The sequence below is a fragment of the Thermoproteus uzoniensis 768-20 genome (genome assembly GCF_000193375.1).
Taxonomy (GTDB): Archaea; Thermoproteota; Thermoprotei; order Thermoproteales; family Thermoproteaceae; genus Thermoproteus; species Thermoproteus uzoniensis_A.
Genome location: NC_015315.1, coordinates 1535464 through 1551423, shown reverse-complemented (window position 1 = coordinate 1551423; position 15960 = coordinate 1535464). Strand labels below are relative to the sequence as shown.

Sequence of the window (15960 nt, the reverse complement as noted above, 5' to 3'; positions counted from 1 at the left end):
TATATTGCCCCGCCCTATTTACAAGGACGAATCGCCACGAAGGTATACAAGTCCGAGCACACCGGCCTCCCCCTGAACTCGAAATCCCACGTCCTGACCACCGCGCAGTCCGCGTCCACGCAGATGTTGAAGTAGAGGTCCCCCACGACGCACCTATCGCCGTCGCACGAGGCGTAGGCGCCTCTAATCCTCCCGCCGGAGACCATGACGTTCAAGTTAGAGGCGGTGAACGGGCGGCCCCCCGACGAGAACAACACCGCGAAGCCCCCCATCAGCCTCGCCACGAGGTACGGCAGAGCCCGCAGAATCCCCACGTCCAGGGCAACGCCGCCGGGGACCGCGAAGGGGTCCAACGCCGAGTAGAGGCCCAAGAGGAGCATCCACGAGTCGCCGTCTAGGGGAAGATCCCAGCTCAAGGCCGAGTACAAGCCGTACCGCATAGCCACAGCGAACCCCCTCCAGTTCCTGTCGACGAGCCTCAAGGCGTCGCCGAACCTCAAGAGGCCTAGAACCGCCCGCGTCCACTCGTCGAGGTCCGAGAAGGCCGACGGGTCGTGGGCCGCCAGCTCCCTCAAGCCGCGCGAGGCGAAGTAGCGGTCCACGTAGCCGCAGACGCCGCCGGCAAGCCGCGGGGCCTTCCTGTAGTATATATCCCAGAGAGCCGCGGAGCCCCGCACGAGCGAGTAGAGGTAGCGGGCGAGGCAGTCGCCTCTATTGAGCGCGTTCGTGGCGTAGAGCTCGGCTATCCTCAACGCGTCCGATAGGCCCGGGGCGAAGGCCGCCCTGTATATAAACCTAGGCCTCCTGCGCGCCTCGCCGCAGAGCTCGACCCCGCCGACCTTGACAGGGCATTTAATCGCGTAGGTGAACGCCAGAGGCCTGCCGCCCACCAGCACCTCTCCGTTCCTCACAGAGACCTCCCCCGGCACGAAGGACGAGCCGAGCTTGGCGCCGTCGCGCCTCAGCTCCAGGACAAGGCCGTTGCCCAAATCCACCGACATCTCGACGTCGAACACGCCGGTAGGTCGGCCGGCGTTAAAAAGATATCAGCGTTCAAATCCCTCACCACCGCTCAGCCATCGCCTCTCTTCACCGAAAGACAAAGCGCGGAGGTTTTTATCCTTACCGCCGAGGCGGCGCCGCGAAGACGCCTAGGCAGAGGAGTCAGGCCGAAGCGCCGGACCGGCTCGGACTACGCAGGCCTACGCCACAGGGACCTAAGCCCCCCAAGCTCGGCAATACGCGGTTTACGGCTACGTGGGTTTCTTTGATAGATGTCGTCGAGGACTTATGGACATCGCCGATTTTCGGCGTTCCGAGGGAGTAGAAAGACGCCGGGGGTGGGATTTGAACCCACGCCCCCTCGCGGGGACGGGATGTCTTGCTCCAGGTCTCGAGTCCCGCGCCTTGGGCCGCTCGGCCACCCCGGCCGAATCCCCCTAGGCCGAAATATTTAATCTTTTCTGCGACGTGCCGGCGTTAAGGCCGGCGGCATACGGCGCAAAATTTTTAATTTCTGGACTTGGCAGTCCCGGCGGCGGTAGTCTAGCCTGGTTTAAGGGGCTCTGTCCCCGACTAGGGATGGCGGCCTCCCAAGCCGCTGATCCCGGGTTCGAATCCCGGCCGCCGCACCACCGGCCTATTCTCGCCGTATGTAAACCCGCCCGACGCGCACGTCTGCCGCTCCGTATGTAGATCTCCATATGTAGAGCGCCCGGCTAGCGGCCTTATCGGCAAGATCCCGGTCCATAGTAGGGGAGTTTTGTCGCCCAAAATGGGCCCGCCGGGATTTGAACCCGGGATCTCCCGCGCGTCAGGCGGGCTTTAGGGAACGGCTTTCAATCCTACCGCTAGACTACGGGCCCTTCCGGCTATATTCCGTTTATTTTTAAAGCTTTTCCCACGACGTAGCGGGCAGAGGGCGTCGCTGGAGGCGCCCTGCATGTTTCCGGATGCCCGCTAGGGTATGCTGTCGGCGGGATCTGTTATATATCTGTGGACGTTGCCGCACGATGCTGGCCATATTTGGGGGCAAGCCCGTCCGCGAGAGGCCTATAGCGGCTAGGCCTCTGGTCTACAGCCCCGAGATCATTAAGGATATCGAGGAGGTGTTGAGGTCTGGGGCGCTTGTGTCGACGCACGGCAAGTGGGTTAAGGCGTTTGAGGAGGAGTTGGCTAAGTTCGTGGGGGTTAAATACGCCTATGCGACGACCAGCGGGACCACGGCGCTCCACCTGGCGCTTAAGGCTCTGGGCGTCGGGCCTGGGGACGAGGTGATAACTACGCCTTTCACCTTCGCCGCGTCGGCCACTGCCGTCCTGCACGCCAACGCGGTCCCCGTATTCGCCGATATAGACCGCGAGACTCTGAACTTGGACCCGGCGTCTGTCGAGTCGAAGATTACGGACAAGACGAAGGCGGTCGTGGTGGTTCACCTTGCGGGCCACCCGGCGGAGATGGACGCCTTCATGAAGCTGGCCGATAGATACGGCATATATATAGTCGAGGACGTGGCGCAAGCTCTGGGCGCCGAGTACAGAGGCCGGAGGGCCGGCTCCATGGGCCACATGTCGGCTTTCAGCTTCTACGCGACCAAGCACATAACTGGGGGCGAGGGCGGCGCTGTGGCGACCGACGTGGCGGCCTACGCCGAGAGGGCCCGCCTCATTAGGGCGCACGGCGAGACCGAGAAGTATTGGTACGAGATCCTCGGCTACAACTACAGAATGACGGAGTTGCAGGGGCTGTTGCTGTACCACGAGCTGAGGAGGTTCGACGAGTTCCAGAGGGCTAGGGAGGAGTACGTCAAGGCGCTTCTCGACGGGCTGTCGGGCCTCGAGGGGGAGGGCCTCCTCGCGGTGCCTAGGCCCAAGCCCTACGTGAAACACAGCTGGCACCTCGTCCAGGTGCTCCTGTCCGTGGAGCGCCTCAGCAAGCCGCGCGACTTCGTGGTGGACGCGCTCAGGAGCGAGGGAATAGGCAACGTGTCTGTGGCGTACCCCGTGCCGCTGTACAGGACTCCCCTCTTCCAGAGGATGGAGGGGCACGGGAGGGGCTGTCCCTGGAGCTGTCCCTTCTACGGCCGCAAGGTGTCTTACGAGAGGTTGCCCAACGCCGAGTGGGCCGCCGAGAGGGTCGTGTCTCTCTTGGTCTTACCCAACCTCACCGCCGAGGACGCGGCGGATACGGCCAAGGCCTTCGAGAAGGTCCTGCGGGAGCTAAGGCGCTGAGGCCTTCACGTACAGGACGCCGGGCTCCACGCCCATCTCGGCGATTTTGTACCCCAAGGCCTCGAAGAAGCATCGGACGGCCGCCGCGTTCACCTCGATGGTCTCTCTGCTGTAGCCGACCCCCACGACGCTGAAGACCACGGCGCCGTCCTCCTGCCTCGCCTCGAACCTCTTCGCGGGCAACATCCTGCCGAGGTGCCCCATCAGCTGCGCTATCTCTCTGGCCTCAGCCGCCGAGGTCGCCTTGAGGTAGGCCGCCAAGGTCCTGCCCGCCTCGCACCACAGCTCCTTGAGGAAGTCGCCGTGCTCTCCGTAGAGCCTCGTGATCAGCTTGTCGAGGAGGGGCGCGGGGACCGGCACCGCCTCTATGTCGAGGCATATCCTCCAGAACTTGGCGAGTCCCCTCATCTGTTGCACGTTGTATCCCTGCTCCATCAAGTCGAGCCCCAACGATATGAGGTCGTTGGCCAACGCGTATTGGGTCATGCCGGAGGCGTCGGAGACGGCGGCGAGCCTCTGGGCGACGTCTACGGAGACCGCTATGTTGACTCTGTCCCTCTTGCTCATAAACTGTTGATATATATGGGGAGATAGGTGTTATTACACGGAGCTGTGTAATAACACGTCGTATAGAGACTCCGTATTTCTATAGATCTGGTCGAAATAGCTCTCCGAGGCGAGCCCCCTCTCCACAGCCCTCCTTATCTTGTTGGCGAGGCTCCAGGGAGGTATCACGGCGCCCGGCCTCCTGTTGTCGTCTATGTAGTCGCTCTCGACGACGTATATTGGCTCCAGCCCCAGCGCCTCCTCGAACTCGCCCCGCCTCCCGACAGGCACGGACGGGACCAGGCCGAGCTCCTTGGCCAGAGGCGCGACGCGCGGCTCCACGTGGTGCATGACCACGGTGCCGGGCCTCGCGTTGGCGCGGCGCGCTATTTCGGCGACGCTCCTCACCGTCTCCTCCCCTCGACGCTCTAGGTGCAGGTGGACCACGGCCCCCACGTCGCGGGCTCTGGCGACGACGTACTCCAACACCCTATTGCACAGCGCGACTACGTCGGGCCCGACGTCCCAATGCGGCCTCCCGTACTCGCCGAAGCCCACGGCCCTCCCCTCGGCCACGTACCTGGCGGCTAGATCCACGGTCCACCTCATGAAGGCCTCGACCTCCTCCTCGCCCCAGCCCGACTCCCTCAGCTTGACGCACTCGGCCGGATGCACCCCCACCACGGCGCCGGAGATAAGGCCTTGCCCCCTCGCCGCCTCGCTGTTCTTTACCGTGTGTTCGTAGAGCTTTTCGACCCAGCCTCTGTCGCCCGGGGCCCCACCTATGGACCACGTCAGGAGCGAGACGAAGATTATGCCGGCGCCTCCGGCCCTCTTGAAGCGCCTCGCCACCTCGACCGCGCCGAGCCCCGTCAGCTCGTTGGCGTGTGCGTGGTTGTCGAAGACCCTCACGGGCGTCGAGAGGGACAAGCTTAAATATCAACGCGTCGTTGGGCATATGGCGAGGAGGCGGAGGAACGGGGACCTCAACCTATTCACCGCCGCCGGTCTGCTGAACTTCTCTCGCGAGGGCGAGATCGAGAGGATAAAGCTGAGCCCCAAAACCGTCGTGATAGCCTCCATAGTGATCATGGGCATAGTCATAGTCCTCAACCTCTTGAGGATTTAATGCGGTTGCCCCCGAGGATAAAGGTCTTGGAGGCCCTCTCGGCGATCGCCGACGGGCGGATAAAGCTGTTGGGCGACAAGGAGGCCGAGGTGGTCTCGTCGGACGGCTCCAGGACCTACAAGGTCTACGTCGACTTGGGCAGGAGGGCCGCCTACAGCGACGACAACGGGACGATCTACAGAGGATACGTGGGGTACCCCATAATATCGTTCCTAATGGCCCGAGGCGTGTTGCCGGTCGACGAGAGGCTGGGCCAAGCGCTCAAGGGCATACCCTGGCGCAAGCTCAACGAGCAGTACAAGAAGTACGACGCCGTGATGGAGCTCGTGAAGGCCCAGCTCAAGGAGAGGGGGATCCCCGGAGAGGAGGTAGACCGCTACATAGACCTAGTCATGGCCCATCTGAGGAAGCTGGGCCTCCGGCTGGAGAAGCCCGCCGAGCGGCACTAGCGGGAGGCCGGCGATACGCCTGGAGGAGTCTGCGGCTGGCCCGGAGGCGCCCACTCCGAGGCCTCCTTGTAGGCGAGCATTTCTATTATGTACTCTACGAATGCCAATATGCCGCCTATTATATTTACATAGGGTATAAACGACAGCACCAATGCTATAATAAATAGAATGAACGCGGTATGGAATTTACTTATTTGTGTATATTTATACATATTATCCAAAAATAGTATATGGACAATATCTATAAATAGTCCGAACGCGGCTAAGGCAATCAGAGGCGCCAATATCGCCGTGACCACGCCCCACATGGACACTCCTGGATAGGGGGCGGAGCCGCTGGACCAATGCGGCAGATTGAGCAACACCCAGAATATGACGCCCAGGAGAGCCAATCCTATTATGGTAAGTATCACGGGTCCCCAGGCTAGCCATTCGGCCCACTTGATCCCCAGCCTGTGGAGCGCCATATATCCCCTAAATATAAAAAGAAAGAAAATAACTAAATATGATATACTAGATATTATAATTGTAGTAAATATTGCTGAAATAAGAGTTAATATGAACTCAGATTCTTGTGGCGTAGGCGAACTTGGCGGCACCACGTAGGAGCCCCAATACGGCGCCAGATGCGAAAAGATTACGCTGGAGAGCTCCACGAGCACGGCTACGCCAGCTATTATCGACAAAATCAATGTGTATAAATAACCTCTGTATAGAGATTTATTGGCTTCTTGGAAGTTCATAACATACAGAAAATATATGACTTATAAATTTTTATAGATATATCGAACAGCTCGGCGTTGTTGAGGCGACGCCTCACGGCGTTGCGGCGACGTGGAGGTAAAGCTTTTAAGTCGCTGTGGTGTGGTTTTTCGGCGGGGGTGCCCGAGCCAGGTCAAAGGGGCAGGGTTTAGGTCCCTGTGGCGTAGGCCTGCGTGGGTTCAAATCCCACCCCCCGCACCACACTCCTCATCAACGCACCAAAGATACGCCCCTAAGTCTCCGGCGTCTTATTATAGAAACGAGATAGGGCTTATATCCATCTGCGTATCTCTAGATAGCCGGGCGGGCTCACCTCAATTCCCTATCTTCAGGAATCCGTGAGCCAGCTCTCGACCATTGCCCGCCCGGCGGCTTCTCCTAGGCGGATCCTTTGAAGGATCGCCTAGGGGAAGATCCTCGGGGCGGCCTTTGCCAGATCTGCCTCAGGCGGCGCTTACAATCGGCGATGTACTGCCCTACTGTGCTAGCCAGGCTCGACGGCAAGCCCTCCCCTGGAGCATAACCATGTCCGAGACGTCCTACTATCGAGAAGGTGTTGGATATCGAACCCCCCAGTAGATGGGGCCTAAGCCGTGGGGGATCAGCCGCATCTCTACTCTCCTCACAGTATTTCCAGATCCTCTCCGGATATAGAGACCCAGCGGTAGATGGAACGCGTGGATGGTTTTCGCGATCTATCGCTATATATCGGGGGTCTCGCACGTGCCGTGATGTTGGTGTTGGCGGAGTCGTCGCTTGAGCTGGTCCCGCCCGAGATATGGCGGCATCCGGCCGTATTGCGAGATGCGGAGAGGCGGGGCAAAAAGCCCGGCGAGATTCTGTTGGATAGGGCCAGGCACCACGGCGCCATGCTGGGGCTCAAGGACGCCGAGAGGCGGGGTAGGCCCGACATAGTGCATATGTGCATGTTGGCGTTCCAGTACTCACCGCTCAATCTGGCCGGCAGAGGCTCCATGGCGGTTCACACGATAAGGGACGTGGTGGTGAGGGCTAGGCCCGACGTCAGGCCCCCCAAGAACTACAACAACTTCGTGGGGCTGATGGAGCAGTTGCTGTCGTTGGGTAGAGTCCCCGCGGAGGGCGAGCCTCTTATGACGGCCGAGGCCAAGGATCTGAGGTCGCTTCTGGAAGAGGCGGGCGGCAGGTGGGTGGTCCTCCACGAGCGCGGCAGGCGGGTCGATCCCCTGGAGCTGGGCCGGCTTCTGGCGGACTCCGTCGTCGTGGTCGGCGGGTTTCCCCACGGCGATTTCAAAAACGCCTGGCTCCTGGAGGAGGCCGAGGGGGTCTACAGAATAGGCGACCGGCCTCTGGACGCCTGGCAGGTCGTGTCCAAGGCGGTTACGCTGGCGGAGATAGCCCTAGGCCTTATTTAGGCCTCTCAGAGCTCTGAGCCAGGTGGCTATGGACTCGCCGCCGGCCACGAGCTTGTTCTTTATGAGGTAGTACTGGCTCACCACCCTATTCTCCACAAGCCACGCCGCGAACATGTTCACCAAGACCCTCTCGCCGCCTCTCTTCAACATGCCCATGGCGTAGTCGACCACGTAGTCCTTGGCCACCGGGTTGCCCTTGGCCGCGGCCTCTCTGGCTCTGGCCAGCAAAAGCTTGGGCCCCATGTCCTCGAGCCATCTCTTGAAGCCGGGGAGATCCTTCTGGAACTGTTTAGCTATGGGGGTCTCGACGAATTTATCCCAGTATCTGACCAGCTCGTCCATAACCATTCTATCCTCCGCCATGAGTGGGCGCGATTTATTCTCATTTAAACATTATCTTGTGGTCGGCAAGAGGGAGCTGGCGAGCCTTCTGGACTCCCTGCCGGGCTTCAAGAGGCCGAAGCTCCGCCTGGAGCAGTACATAACGCCGGGGGAGCTGGCGGCCACAATCGCCTGGACTATGTACATGCGCGGCGAGCTCGCCGAGGGGTGGATCGCCGATCTCGGATGCGGCACGGGGAGGCTCGCCTACGCCGTGGCCGCGCTGGGGGGCAGATCCGTCTGCATAGACATAGACGCGGACGCGTTGCAAATCGCGAGGGGGCTGGGGCTTGACGTCGCGTTGTGCGACGCCGAGATGCCGTGCGTGAGGAGGCCGGTTAAGGTGGTCATGAATCCTCCCTTCGGCGTCTGGATGCCTCACGGCGACGTGAGGTTTTTACGAGGCGCCGCGTCGGTCGCCGAGATTATATACAGCATACATAAGGCCGCCGCCGTCGAGTACGTATTCCGCGCCGCCAGGTCTCTAGGCCTCGAGCCGCAACTTCTCGAAATAGCGGCGATGGGGATACCGCCCATGTACAGGCACCACAGGAAGAGGAGGCACAGAGTGGAGGTGGCTGTGCTCAGGCTAGAATCGACTTCTCGAGGGCCTCGAGATCGCTGACTATGGCCTGGACGGCGCGCCTGAGCGCGTCGAGCGGGCTCCCGCTCCTCGTCTTAATCCTGAACGTCACGTCCTCTAACAACGGATGCCCCACGTCGAACGTGACGTACTCCACGTCGGGGTCCTCCGAGAGGTACTCGACCAGAGGCGAGAAGAGGGTGTAGGTCTCGCCCTTCGTCTTGAGCTCTAGGTAGTGTTCGTCGACCTTGACTACCTCTATGGACATCACGCCAGATCCCGCAGATCCGGTTTTTAGCTTTTTCCTATCAAGGCCCTGGCCCTTCTCTTGGCCGTCTGGAGATCCAGCGCCAGGCCGAACACGGAGCCCCGGCTCAGAATTCCGGCGGCCGCGAGCCTCTCCAAGGCCTCCTCGGGCCTCGACTTGACGGCGGCTATATACACCGCCGCTATGCGCTTGGCGTGGGGGCTCACTGGGAGGCCCTCCAGCGATTTATAGGCGGCGGAGAGCTCCGACACGGCCTGCCTGACCTGCTCCATCGAGGCGTCTGTCTGCAGCTCGAGCCCCCTCAGCCTGGCCTTGAACCCCTTCACGGCGAGATAGTCTACCAGCACGTCGGGAGGCACCGGCGAGACTATTTCGGACTCCTTGTAGATAACCTCCAGCGGGTAGGACTTCACTGGCTTGAGCCTAGCCCTCACGAGGCCGACGGCCGTCTTTATGGAGGCCAAGGCCCTCTTGATCTCGTCCGGCGAGCCGTTGAGCTGTATGTAGACGTTGGTGCCCCTCACTATCGCGTAGTACTCCACCCCCACGTACTTGGGAAGGATCTCCAAAAACTGTTGGAGTTCCTCGCCGTTAGAGAACTTGACCGATACGGACCTATACATAAAATCCCTGGGCTATTTTGCGGACGTCGGCGGCGCCGCAGACGGGGCAGACCAGCTTGTTGCCGCGCCTCCTCATCACGTTGCCGCATTTGGGGCATAAGGCTCTGACCACCCCGAAGGTCGGCCCCTTTACCGATAGCAGAAACGGCGGCCCTAGGCTGGAGACCACGCGGGCTCTTATGTAGTCGCCCACCCCTATCCTCCCGTCGACCAGTTGCGGCGGTATGAAGGCGGTGACCGGGTACTTGAGCTCCTCGGGGCCTTCTCCGCCCTCCTTGGCCACGCATCTGGCGCTTAGGGCTCTGACCCCCTTCGAGGTCACAACGCAGTACAGTATGTCGCCTTGCCTTGGATACCCGTCGACTTTTACCGGCTTCACGACTGCAGTATGGCTCTTCCTATCGTAGACGGCCACCCCCAGAGCGGCTGCGCGGAACACGCCGTCGAGGTAGGCGCGTCCGTCTACCGCGAACTCCTCCGGAGTAGCCACCTCCTCTCCCGGCAACACTAGCCTCCGCTCCACTGGCACGTAAAGCCTATAACACTTCGTTAAAATTGTTATCGAGCCCTGTGAAGACGGTCTTTAGTAGCGACTGATGCGCGAGAACCCACGATCTGAGGGTCTCCTTTATGCTACTCAGCGCTAGAGTAGGCCCAGCCGAGAAAGCAGATCGAAGGCGTTGTGTTCGGGCGCCAGCTTGACCACGGCCTTCTTCTCCCCCCTCGGCGTTATCATGGTGTTCACGTAGCTCACCTTGACTCCGTAGAGCCTCTCTACCTCGTCCTTTATGGTCTTCTTGGTGGCCGATCTATCCACTATTAGAGTTATCTTGTTTTCCCGCTCAGCCAACATGAGGGCCTTCTCCGTCAGCACGAATCTCCTTATCGGCGAGCTCATAGGTATAAGCCCCGTAGAGCTTCTATGGATTGTTGCGTCCACAACGTCAGCCTGCCCGGAACTCCGCCGGGCGCCAAGTGCAAGACGCTCAACGACTTGACGTAGGCGACGTCGACGCCGGGCAGATTCCTGGCGGCCCTAACCAGAGGCGCGTCGGGCGAAGAGACGACGACGAGGAGGCTCTTGGGCTCCTTGTACCTCCTGCCGCGCATCTTGCCGACCCCCGACCTGATCCTGATCCTCTCGGCGGCCCTCTCCACGTCGGGCCACACGCGCAGAGCTTGGAGCGTCCTCCTCAACCTCTCCGTCTTGTCGAGCTGCTCTATATCGTTGGCGACCACCAGAGGTAGCTGTTCTAAGCCCTCCACGACGTGTCCCCGCGCCTTGACCAGCTGAAGATACGCCGTGGCGGCGATGGCCGACCTTATGGCGAGCCTCCTCTCCCTCTTGTTTATCTCCTCGCGCAACTTCTTCTCGACCTTCGGAGGATGCGCCCTCCTCCCGCCCACCGTATTTGGCGAGAAGCAACCTCTAGGCCATAGATGCCCCTTGTACCTAGGTATTCTGGCTATGCCGAGCCCCACGCCGAAGGACTGACAGCTGTGGCTCCTGCCAGCCTCGGGGCTCACCCCCTTCGGCTGGAACTTGGCGGAGAGGGCGCTGAGGAACGCCCTCCTTATGAGATCCGGCCTAACAGGCTCGAAGAAGTGGGGCGGCAACACGATCTCGCCCACAGCAGATCCGTCCAAGCCGTACACCGGTACCTTCTCCGGCGGCGTTCCTAATAACGGCTTGATGTAGGGCGATAGGTCCGCCCTCTTCAGCTGGAGCAGTAGCTGGTCGACGGACACGCCCATCAGCTCGGACCGGTATTTAAACAATTTGGGTGTGTGAGATAGTTGTTTAAACGTCCCCTTTCAGCTCTCCGGGCGGGGGACATGGAGCCCGGGCTTGGCCTTTTGGCGTGCCTGGGAGGGGCCGCCCGGAGGGTCTGTGCCGCCCCTCAACTGAGCGGTTTTGAAGGTAGCGTTGTCCCCTCGGCGGCGGGCTACTGCGGGCCTATGGGTGTAGAAATATATTAATCGAATTAGCCGGCCGAGAGCGGTTGCCGGGGCCGCGGAAAGCGCCGATCTGTTCTGAATGATCTCCGATCGCCATCACGGAAGGCGCCACGACAGATTAAAGTAGCCGGACTCGCCGCCAGTCGCGGGGTGCGGATCCAAAAGATGTCGGCCTTCAAGCCTTGAAGAGCCGGCGGCGATCAGGTATGTCTGTTGCCGGATGAGGTCGTGATCCTGGCAACTCGGTGGCGGCCGGCCGCTCGAAAAGCTTATATATTACGTATATACGTGTTTACGTGAAGAAGTTGACTTTGTCTGTACGGGAGGATTTGGCCGAGAGAGCCAAGGCCCGGTCGCGGGGGCTGGGATCGCTGAGCAGACTCGTCGAGGATTTCCTGGAGTCTATAGACGGCGAGGGGCTTGCGGACGTCTTGTGCGGAGAGCTGGGGCTGGACTGCGCCGAGCCCCTAACCACTCCGGGAGAAATCGCGGCGCGGAGGCCCAGAGCCCTCGGGCCTCCGACGGCCGCCCTCGTGGCTGAGATGCGGAGGGAGCGGGCCGGGCGCCTGTGATATACCTAGACACAAGCGCGTTGGTGAAGCGCTACGTCGAGGAGCCGGGGAGCGCCGAGGTGGACAAGCTCTTCGAGTCGGCGTACAGAGGCTCGGCCGTGCTGTCCACATCCATCTACAACATAGGCGAGGCGGCGTCGGCGCTAGACAAAAAGGCCAGGCGCGGCGAGTTGACGCGCAACGCAGAAGTCGCCGTGTCGTTAATGCTTAGAGAACTCAAGACGCTTACGCGGCTGGGCAACTTCGCGCTTGTCCCTCTCGGCGGCGTGGTGTTGCGCAGATCAATAACGCTGGCGCTGAGGCACCACCTCTACTTCGCCGACGCCCTCCAGATAGCCAGTTGCCTATACGTCAAATGCGGCGCCTTCTACACCGCCGACGCGGAGCTGGCCAGAGCCGCCGAGAGGGAGGGGCTAAAGACGGTAGAAATTTAATAGTGCGGATAACGGTGCGAGAAGCGCTCCTACTATCAGAGGTTTTAAACCTGTTGCTGTGCGCGAATGTCGTGATATGGGCCCGGAAGAGGTCCTGGGAGATACTCCTCTCCTTTTTCGCCCGCCGCTTGCCGCCCCCGTCTTATAGAGCTAATAGAGGCGCCGTCCCGATCGCCGCCGGTCGCGAAATTTATTTGGGATCACGCCTCCCGCGAGATAACTGAAAGACTGACTGTGCAGAGGCCGGTTCTTAATACGAGGGGATCGTTTGGAAAGGGATCTGGCGAGAATTAATCCCCGTTCGCCCGGATCTCAAGCCTAAATTTGGACCGACAGCCAGACCAGTTGCGGGGCGGACGTCGGCGCCTTGGGCGGCGGCCTTACCGGGTGCCGCAACACCACCAGCCGTTTCTGGACGCCGGGCACGCTGCCGGAGAGCACCAGGAAATCGCTCTTGACAAGCCCATAGTGCGGCCAGCCTCCCTTGGGGTTTATCTCGGCGGGGTTGTTGCCTATCTTCAATATTCTCTTGTTGTACTCGGTGCGCTGGTGGAAGCCCATCTGGCCTGGCCTCGGTTGGGTGAACATAAGGGCCGGGCTCTGGGGGCCTATGGTGCCGGTCCTTCTGTGGCCCTTCCTGTGTTTGTGCCACCTAGGCAGTATCTTCACGCCGAACCTCTTTATGACGCCTTGCCAGCCCTTGCCCCTAGTTATCGCCAACACGTCGACGAGCTGGCCGGCCGAGAACACGTCGGAGATCCTCACCTCCTTTCCCAGCATGTCGAGCGCGAACTTCAGCCTATCCTCGACGGACGGCACGCCGCCGATAGGTATCTCCAAGATCTCCGGGGTCTTCTTCCCTATGCCCGCCAGCCTCGGCTGGGTCGCCACTATGGCCCTCACGTCCACCGCCATGCCCTTGACCGCCTCGATTCTCTTCAGCTCTGCCTCTAGGTCGAACTTCTCCGGCAACGTCTTGACGGCTCTGTAGACGTCCTTGGGCACCTCCGGCGCCCACACCTCGCCCACCGCCTTCCTATAGCCGTTGGTCGGGTCCAGGGTGTAGAGCCTCGCCGCGATTACTCGCAGAGGCGGGGCCTCCAAGACTGTCGCGGCCTTCACGACCTCCTTGCCGAACAAGGGGCTCGTCTGCCTATCCTCCACAACGACGGCGTGTAGCATCCCCACCTTATAAGCGGCGAAGCCCAGGAGCGAGGGCTTGCCCAGGTTGGGGTCTGGCCAAGTCCTCACTCTGGGGACTATGTCGCTCGCCCTCTTGCGCGGGTATACGCCCATCGAGCCGCGGCGCGGCCTATTGATCTTAAGGCCCATAGCCGCGTCCGGTACAACGTCTTTAAAAATTTGGACGCCGCCGAGTCCCCAAAATTTAAAACTAGATAACGGCGCCTCCTCATGAAGCGGTGGACCTGCTACGTATGCGGGAAGGACGTGGTTGAGGGGCAGCTCTTCACGTTCACGAACAAGGGCGCCGTGCATCTGAGCTGTCTCCACAGATCGATGGCGCCGAAGCTGTACAAGAACGGCACCGACGCCGCGCTCTTCGAGCTTATGGCCTTCGCCAACGAGGGCATCGTGAAGGTCAAGAACGTCGAGGACATAATCGAGGACGAGGAGGTCAAGAAGCTGGTCCTCGAGTTCAGGAAAAGCCTAGAGGGCTTCGCGGCCAGGCTGACCAACAAGCTGGTGGAGCGGGTCGGGGCCTAGAAGCTGTAGTATCCATCCGGCGTCTTGATCTCGACGAAGTTTTCGTCTCTCTCTAGGTAGAGGACTATCGACGCGTTCTTCAGAACCAGCCGTCCCCCCTCGCCGCGTATCTCCCTGATAGGCCCCTCCGCTATTTCTGGGTACCTCCTCCTTATCCTATACAGCGTCCTCAACGCGGCTAACATTTCGGGATCCGGCTTGAGGTCGTCGAGAGGCCTCCTGTTAGTGTGGTCGGCGGCTAGGCCCTCGGCGCAACTCTCGCCGCCGGCGTACAGGCCCGGTATTCCCGGCATCGAGTAGATAAGCGCGTATGCCATCAAGGTCCTCCTCTTGTCCGCGCGGGAGCAGAACCTGTCTGTGTCGTGGTTCTCAATAAACGTATACATATACCTCAGCTGGCCCGGCGCTAACCTGCCTATATACCTCTTGACCCGCGCGGCGAACTCGCCTGCGTCGATCTTCTCAAACGCCAAGAAGTCCAAGATGGCGCCGTACAGCTCATACGCCGTGAAACCGTGGTGCGCGCCCAGAAACGCCGAGGGGTCGCCCGTATGCTCCGCCAGCAAGTAGTGCGTCTCTGCGTATCTCTCCAGCAACTTCCTCCACACCTCGGGCGGTATGCCGTGGGCCACGTCGAATCTGAAGCCCTCGGCCTTATCGGACCAGAAGGATAGGACCGACTCGGCGTAGGCTAGGGCCTCCGCCTTCTCGTAGTTTATCCTCGGCATAGCCCACACAGCCATGAATGTCTCGTACGGCGGATCTCCTCTGAAGAAGCGGCGCCACTCGGGCCTGGGGAAAATCGAGGCTATCTCGAGGGCCCACTCGGCGGCCTTCTCGTCCCTTATTATGAAGAGGTCCCGCCTCTCCCTGAACATGGCCGACTTCAGCCCCACGTGGTGTAGAACCACGTCCAGCACCACGCCGACGCCTCTTTCGGAGGCCCTCCTCTTGAGCTCCTCATAGGCTTGGAGGCCGCCTAGAAGCTCGTCGACGGATTTATGGTCCAACACGTCGTATCTGTGGTAGCTGATCGCCCTGTATATGGGGTGTATGTAGAGGGCGTCGGCCAGCTGCGCTATGTAGTCGAGCATATCCGCCAAATCCCTCAAATCCCCGCCGCAGTGGTCCCACCTGAGATCCCTACATCCGAACCTCCTCCTAACTCTGTCGGGCAAGACCTCGTACATAACTAGAGGGGCCCATCTAGGTCTCCTGAAAGGCCTCACAGAGTCTACCCGTATCTCCGTCCCGCAACACCTGACCTCGTACGGAGGGCCCTCGACTACTGCCCTATACAGCTTGTGTCTGCCCACTGCCAGCAACTCCTCTCCCTCCGCGCAACGGCCCCCGCCGCATATCTGGGGAGGCTCCACGGAGTAGGCCCGGACCTCGACCTCGCCGCCGAAGGCCCCCACGTAATACGGGGCGGGGACGTGTACCAGAGGGGCCGGGGGCTCCACCTGGCATTCCCGCTCCTCCGTTCCTCTGCTGTCCACTACCACCTTGTACCTATAGACGCCGGGCGGGAGGACGAGCTCGGCGCATGCGCGCCCGCCGCGTCCTTTGAGGGGAAACGCGCCTATTAGCCCGCCGGATAGGGGAGATACCAGATATCCCCTGTCCCCTCCATCTGCGCACACCTCCACCACGGCCGCCACGCCGAAATAGTCGTCGTCGAGCCAACGCGCAACCCGACACTCCACGCCGATCTGCAAGCCGCTCTCTGGAGCCTTAGAGGCGCCCATGGACCTCCCCAGCTCGGCGAGTTCGACGGGGCGCCGGACGCCTCGATGTGGGGACGGCGCGTTTTCCGAGAGGCGCATAGGCCATCGAGCGGCAACCCTCCGCTTTTATTTAAAGATCCCTCGCACCGGGCGGATCGCCGGACGGCGGCTATCTCTA

Annotated in this window: 20 protein-coding genes and 4 tRNA genes; 10 read left to right on the top strand and 14 right to left on the bottom strand. The window is 60.9% G+C overall.

Annotated elements, in window-relative coordinates:
* Positions 1-14: 14 nt before the first annotated feature.
* Together TUZN_RS08645 and TUZN_RS08640 are read right to left on the bottom strand one after the other, a co-directional pair.
* Positions 15-1016, bottom strand: coding sequence for a hypothetical protein (locus TUZN_RS08645; RefSeq protein WP_013680578.1), 1002 nt, complete (start codon positions 1014-1016; stop codon positions 15-17).
* Between the two features lie 316 nt (positions 1017-1332).
* A tRNA-Ser gene (locus TUZN_RS08640) sits at positions 1333-1430 on the bottom strand.
* Between the two features lie 104 nt (positions 1431-1534).
* On the opposite strand from TUZN_RS08640, the gene TUZN_RS08635 reads away from it, so the two are divergent.
* Positions 1535-1634: transfer RNA gene (locus TUZN_RS08635), tRNA-Gly, on the top strand.
* 141 nt (positions 1635-1775) lie between these two features.
* Here TUZN_RS08635 and TUZN_RS08630 read toward each other — a convergent pair.
* A tRNA-Val gene (locus TUZN_RS08630) sits at positions 1776-1865 on the bottom strand.
* A gap of 147 nt (positions 1866-2012) precedes the next feature.
* Here TUZN_RS08630 and TUZN_RS08625 point away from each other — a divergent pair.
* Entirely contained in the window at positions 2013-3230 is a 1218-nt protein-coding gene (locus TUZN_RS08625; RefSeq protein ID WP_013680577.1) for a DegT/DnrJ/EryC1/StrS family aminotransferase, read from the top strand.
* On the opposite strand, the gene TUZN_RS08620 is transcribed toward TUZN_RS08625, so the two are convergent.
* Both TUZN_RS08620 and TUZN_RS08615 read right to left on the bottom strand, forming a co-directional pair.
* Complete coding sequence (locus tag TUZN_RS08620) at positions 3219-3797, bottom strand: hypothetical protein (protein WP_013680576.1); 579 nt, start codon at positions 3795-3797, stop codon at positions 3219-3221. The two genes, TUZN_RS08625 and TUZN_RS08620, sit on opposite strands and share 12 nt — an antisense overlap.
* Before the next feature lie 33 nt (positions 3798-3830).
* On the bottom strand, positions 3831-4688 hold the full coding sequence (locus TUZN_RS08615) for a TatD family hydrolase (RefSeq protein ID WP_148678635.1): 858 nt from the start codon (positions 4686-4688) through the stop codon (positions 3831-3833).
* A 46-nt stretch (positions 4689-4734) separates the two neighbouring features.
* Between TUZN_RS08615 and TUZN_RS08610 the strand changes: the two genes are divergently transcribed.
* Together TUZN_RS08610 and TUZN_RS08605 are read left to right on the top strand one after the other, a co-directional pair.
* A complete protein-coding gene (locus TUZN_RS08610; protein ID WP_013680574.1) occupies positions 4735-4905 on the top strand; it encodes a preprotein translocase subunit Sec61beta in 171 nt (56 codons plus the stop codon).
* Positions 4905-5354: a hypothetical protein gene (locus TUZN_RS08605; protein ID WP_013680573.1), complete on the top strand. Its 450-nt coding sequence runs from the start codon at positions 4905-4907 to the stop codon at positions 5352-5354. The genes TUZN_RS08610 and TUZN_RS08605 overlap by 1 nt, the downstream gene beginning before the upstream one ends.
* On the opposite strand, the gene TUZN_RS08600 is transcribed toward TUZN_RS08605, so the two are convergent.
* Entirely contained in the window at positions 5351-6097 is a 747-nt protein-coding gene (locus TUZN_RS08600; RefSeq protein ID WP_013680572.1) for a hypothetical protein, read from the bottom strand. The genes TUZN_RS08605 and TUZN_RS08600 overlap by 4 nt on opposite strands.
* Positions 6098-6229: 132 nt before the next feature.
* Here TUZN_RS08600 and TUZN_RS08595 point away from each other — a divergent pair.
* Together TUZN_RS08595 and TUZN_RS08590 are read left to right on the top strand one after the other, a co-directional pair.
* A tRNA-Leu gene (locus TUZN_RS08595) sits at positions 6230-6317 on the top strand.
* Between the two features lie 527 nt (positions 6318-6844).
* The gene (locus tag TUZN_RS08590) at positions 6845-7510 is read left to right on the top strand and encodes a ribosome biogenesis protein (protein ID WP_013680571.1); all 666 of its coding nucleotides are present in this window, start codon (positions 6845-6847) and stop codon (positions 7508-7510) included.
* Here TUZN_RS08590 and TUZN_RS08585 read toward each other — a convergent pair.
* Positions 7496-7873, bottom strand: a complete 378-nt coding sequence (locus TUZN_RS08585; protein WP_013680570.1) for a hypothetical protein — start codon at positions 7871-7873, stop codon at positions 7496-7498. The genes TUZN_RS08590 and TUZN_RS08585 overlap by 15 nt on opposite strands.
* Before the next feature lie 37 nt (positions 7874-7910).
* On the opposite strand from TUZN_RS08585, the gene TUZN_RS08580 reads away from it, so the two are divergent.
* Positions 7911-8516 (top strand): METTL5 family protein, encoded by a 606-nt coding sequence (locus TUZN_RS08580; RefSeq protein WP_148678634.1) that lies wholly within the window; start codon positions 7911-7913, stop codon positions 8514-8516.
* Here the strand turns inward: TUZN_RS08580 and TUZN_RS08575 are convergent.
* The 5 genes from TUZN_RS08575 to rpl4p form a co-directional block, all read right to left on the bottom strand.
* Complete coding sequence (locus tag TUZN_RS08575) at positions 8476-8742, bottom strand: DNA-directed RNA polymerase subunit L (protein ID WP_013680568.1); 267 nt, start codon at positions 8740-8742, stop codon at positions 8476-8478. The two genes, TUZN_RS08580 and TUZN_RS08575, sit on opposite strands and share 41 nt — an antisense overlap.
* Positions 8743-8768: 26 nt before the next feature.
* Positions 8769-9365, bottom strand: coding sequence for a DUF2067 family protein (locus TUZN_RS08570; RefSeq protein ID WP_013680567.1), 597 nt, complete (start codon positions 9363-9365; stop codon positions 8769-8771).
* Positions 9358-9894: an exosome complex RNA-binding protein Csl4 gene (locus TUZN_RS08565; RefSeq protein WP_237698216.1), complete on the bottom strand. Its 537-nt coding sequence runs from the start codon at positions 9892-9894 to the stop codon at positions 9358-9360. Before TUZN_RS08565 ends, TUZN_RS08570 begins: the two co-directional genes overlap by 8 nt.
* Before the next feature lie 114 nt (positions 9895-10008).
* The gene (locus tag TUZN_RS08560) at positions 10009-10263 is read right to left on the bottom strand and encodes a 50S ribosomal protein L23 (protein ID WP_013680565.1); all 255 of its coding nucleotides are present in this window, start codon (positions 10261-10263) and stop codon (positions 10009-10011) included.
* Positions 10260-11120 carry a 50S ribosomal protein L4 gene (gene rpl4p / locus TUZN_RS08555; protein ID WP_013680564.1) on the bottom strand — a complete coding sequence of 287 codons (861 nt, stop codon included), beginning with the start codon at positions 11118-11120 and terminating at the stop codon, positions 10260-10262. The genes TUZN_RS08560 and rpl4p overlap by 4 nt, the downstream gene beginning before the upstream one ends.
* Positions 11121-11620: 500 nt before the next feature.
* Here rpl4p and TUZN_RS08550 point away from each other — a divergent pair, with 500 nt between their 5' ends.
* Both TUZN_RS08550 and TUZN_RS08545 read left to right on the top strand, forming a co-directional pair.
* On the top strand, positions 11621-11896 hold the full coding sequence (locus TUZN_RS08550) for a DUF6364 family protein (RefSeq protein WP_052886203.1): 276 nt from the start codon (positions 11621-11623) through the stop codon (positions 11894-11896).
* Positions 11893-12330: a type II toxin-antitoxin system VapC family toxin gene (locus tag TUZN_RS08545; protein WP_013680562.1), complete on the top strand. Its 438-nt coding sequence runs from the start codon at positions 11893-11895 to the stop codon at positions 12328-12330. The genes TUZN_RS08550 and TUZN_RS08545 overlap by 4 nt, the downstream gene beginning before the upstream one ends.
* A gap of 318 nt (positions 12331-12648) precedes the next feature.
* On the opposite strand, the gene TUZN_RS08540 is transcribed toward TUZN_RS08545, so the two are convergent.
* A complete protein-coding gene (locus TUZN_RS08540; RefSeq protein ID WP_013680561.1) occupies positions 12649-13662 on the bottom strand; it encodes a 50S ribosomal protein L3 in 1014 nt (337 codons plus the stop codon).
* 81 nt (positions 13663-13743) lie between these two features.
* Here TUZN_RS08540 and TUZN_RS08535 point away from each other — a divergent pair, with 81 nt between their 5' ends.
* Complete coding sequence (locus TUZN_RS08535; RefSeq protein WP_013680560.1) at positions 13744-14055, top strand: DUF2175 domain-containing protein; 312 nt, start codon at positions 13744-13746, stop codon at positions 14053-14055.
* Here the strand turns inward: TUZN_RS08535 and TUZN_RS08530 are convergent.
* On the bottom strand, positions 14052-15881 hold the full coding sequence (locus TUZN_RS08530; RefSeq protein ID WP_237698215.1) for an alpha-amylase family glycosyl hydrolase: 1830 nt from the start codon (positions 15879-15881) through the stop codon (positions 14052-14054). The genes TUZN_RS08535 and TUZN_RS08530 overlap by 4 nt on opposite strands.
* Positions 15882-15960: the final 79 nt, after the last annotated feature.

Coding starts and splice junctions, on each gene's coding strand:
- TUZN_RS08625 (WP_013680577.1), top strand. CDS start 2,013: ATGCTGGCCATATTTGGGGGCAAGCCCGTCCGCGAGAGGCCTATAGCG.
- TUZN_RS08620 (WP_013680576.1), bottom strand. CDS start 3,797: ATGAGCAAGAGGGACAGAGTCAACATAGCGGTCTCCGTAGACGTCGCC.
- TUZN_RS08610 (WP_013680574.1), top strand. CDS start 4,735: ATGGCGAGGAGGCGGAGGAACGGGGACCTCAACCTATTCACCGCCGCC.
- TUZN_RS08605 (WP_013680573.1), top strand. CDS start 4,905: ATGCGGTTGCCCCCGAGGATAAAGGTCTTGGAGGCCCTCTCGGCGATC.
- TUZN_RS08600 (WP_013680572.1), bottom strand. CDS start 6,097: ATGAACTTCCAAGAAGCCAATAAATCTCTATACAGAGGTTATTTATAC.
- TUZN_RS08585 (WP_013680570.1), bottom strand. CDS start 7,873: ATGGCGGAGGATAGAATGGTTATGGACGAGCTGGTCAGATACTGGGAT.
- TUZN_RS08575 (WP_013680568.1), bottom strand. CDS start 8,742: ATGTCCATAGAGGTAGTCAAGGTCGACGAACACTACCTAGAGCTCAAG.
- TUZN_RS08570 (WP_013680567.1), bottom strand. CDS start 9,365: ATGTATAGGTCCGTATCGGTCAAGTTCTCTAACGGCGAGGAACTCCAA.
- TUZN_RS08560 (WP_013680565.1), bottom strand. CDS start 10,263: ATGAGCTCGCCGATAAGGAGATTCGTGCTGACGGAGAAGGCCCTCATG.
- rpl4p (WP_013680564.1), bottom strand. CDS start 11,120: ATGGGCGTGTCCGTCGACCAGCTACTGCTCCAGCTGAAGAGGGCGGAC.
- TUZN_RS08540 (WP_013680561.1), bottom strand. CDS start 13,662: ATGGGCCTTAAGATCAATAGGCCGCGCCGCGGCTCGATGGGCGTATAC.
- TUZN_RS08535 (WP_013680560.1), top strand. CDS start 13,744: ATGAAGCGGTGGACCTGCTACGTATGCGGGAAGGACGTGGTTGAGGGG.
- TUZN_RS08530 (WP_237698215.1), bottom strand. CDS start 15,881: ATGCGCCTCTCGGAAAACGCGCCGTCCCCACATCGAGGCGTCCGGCGC.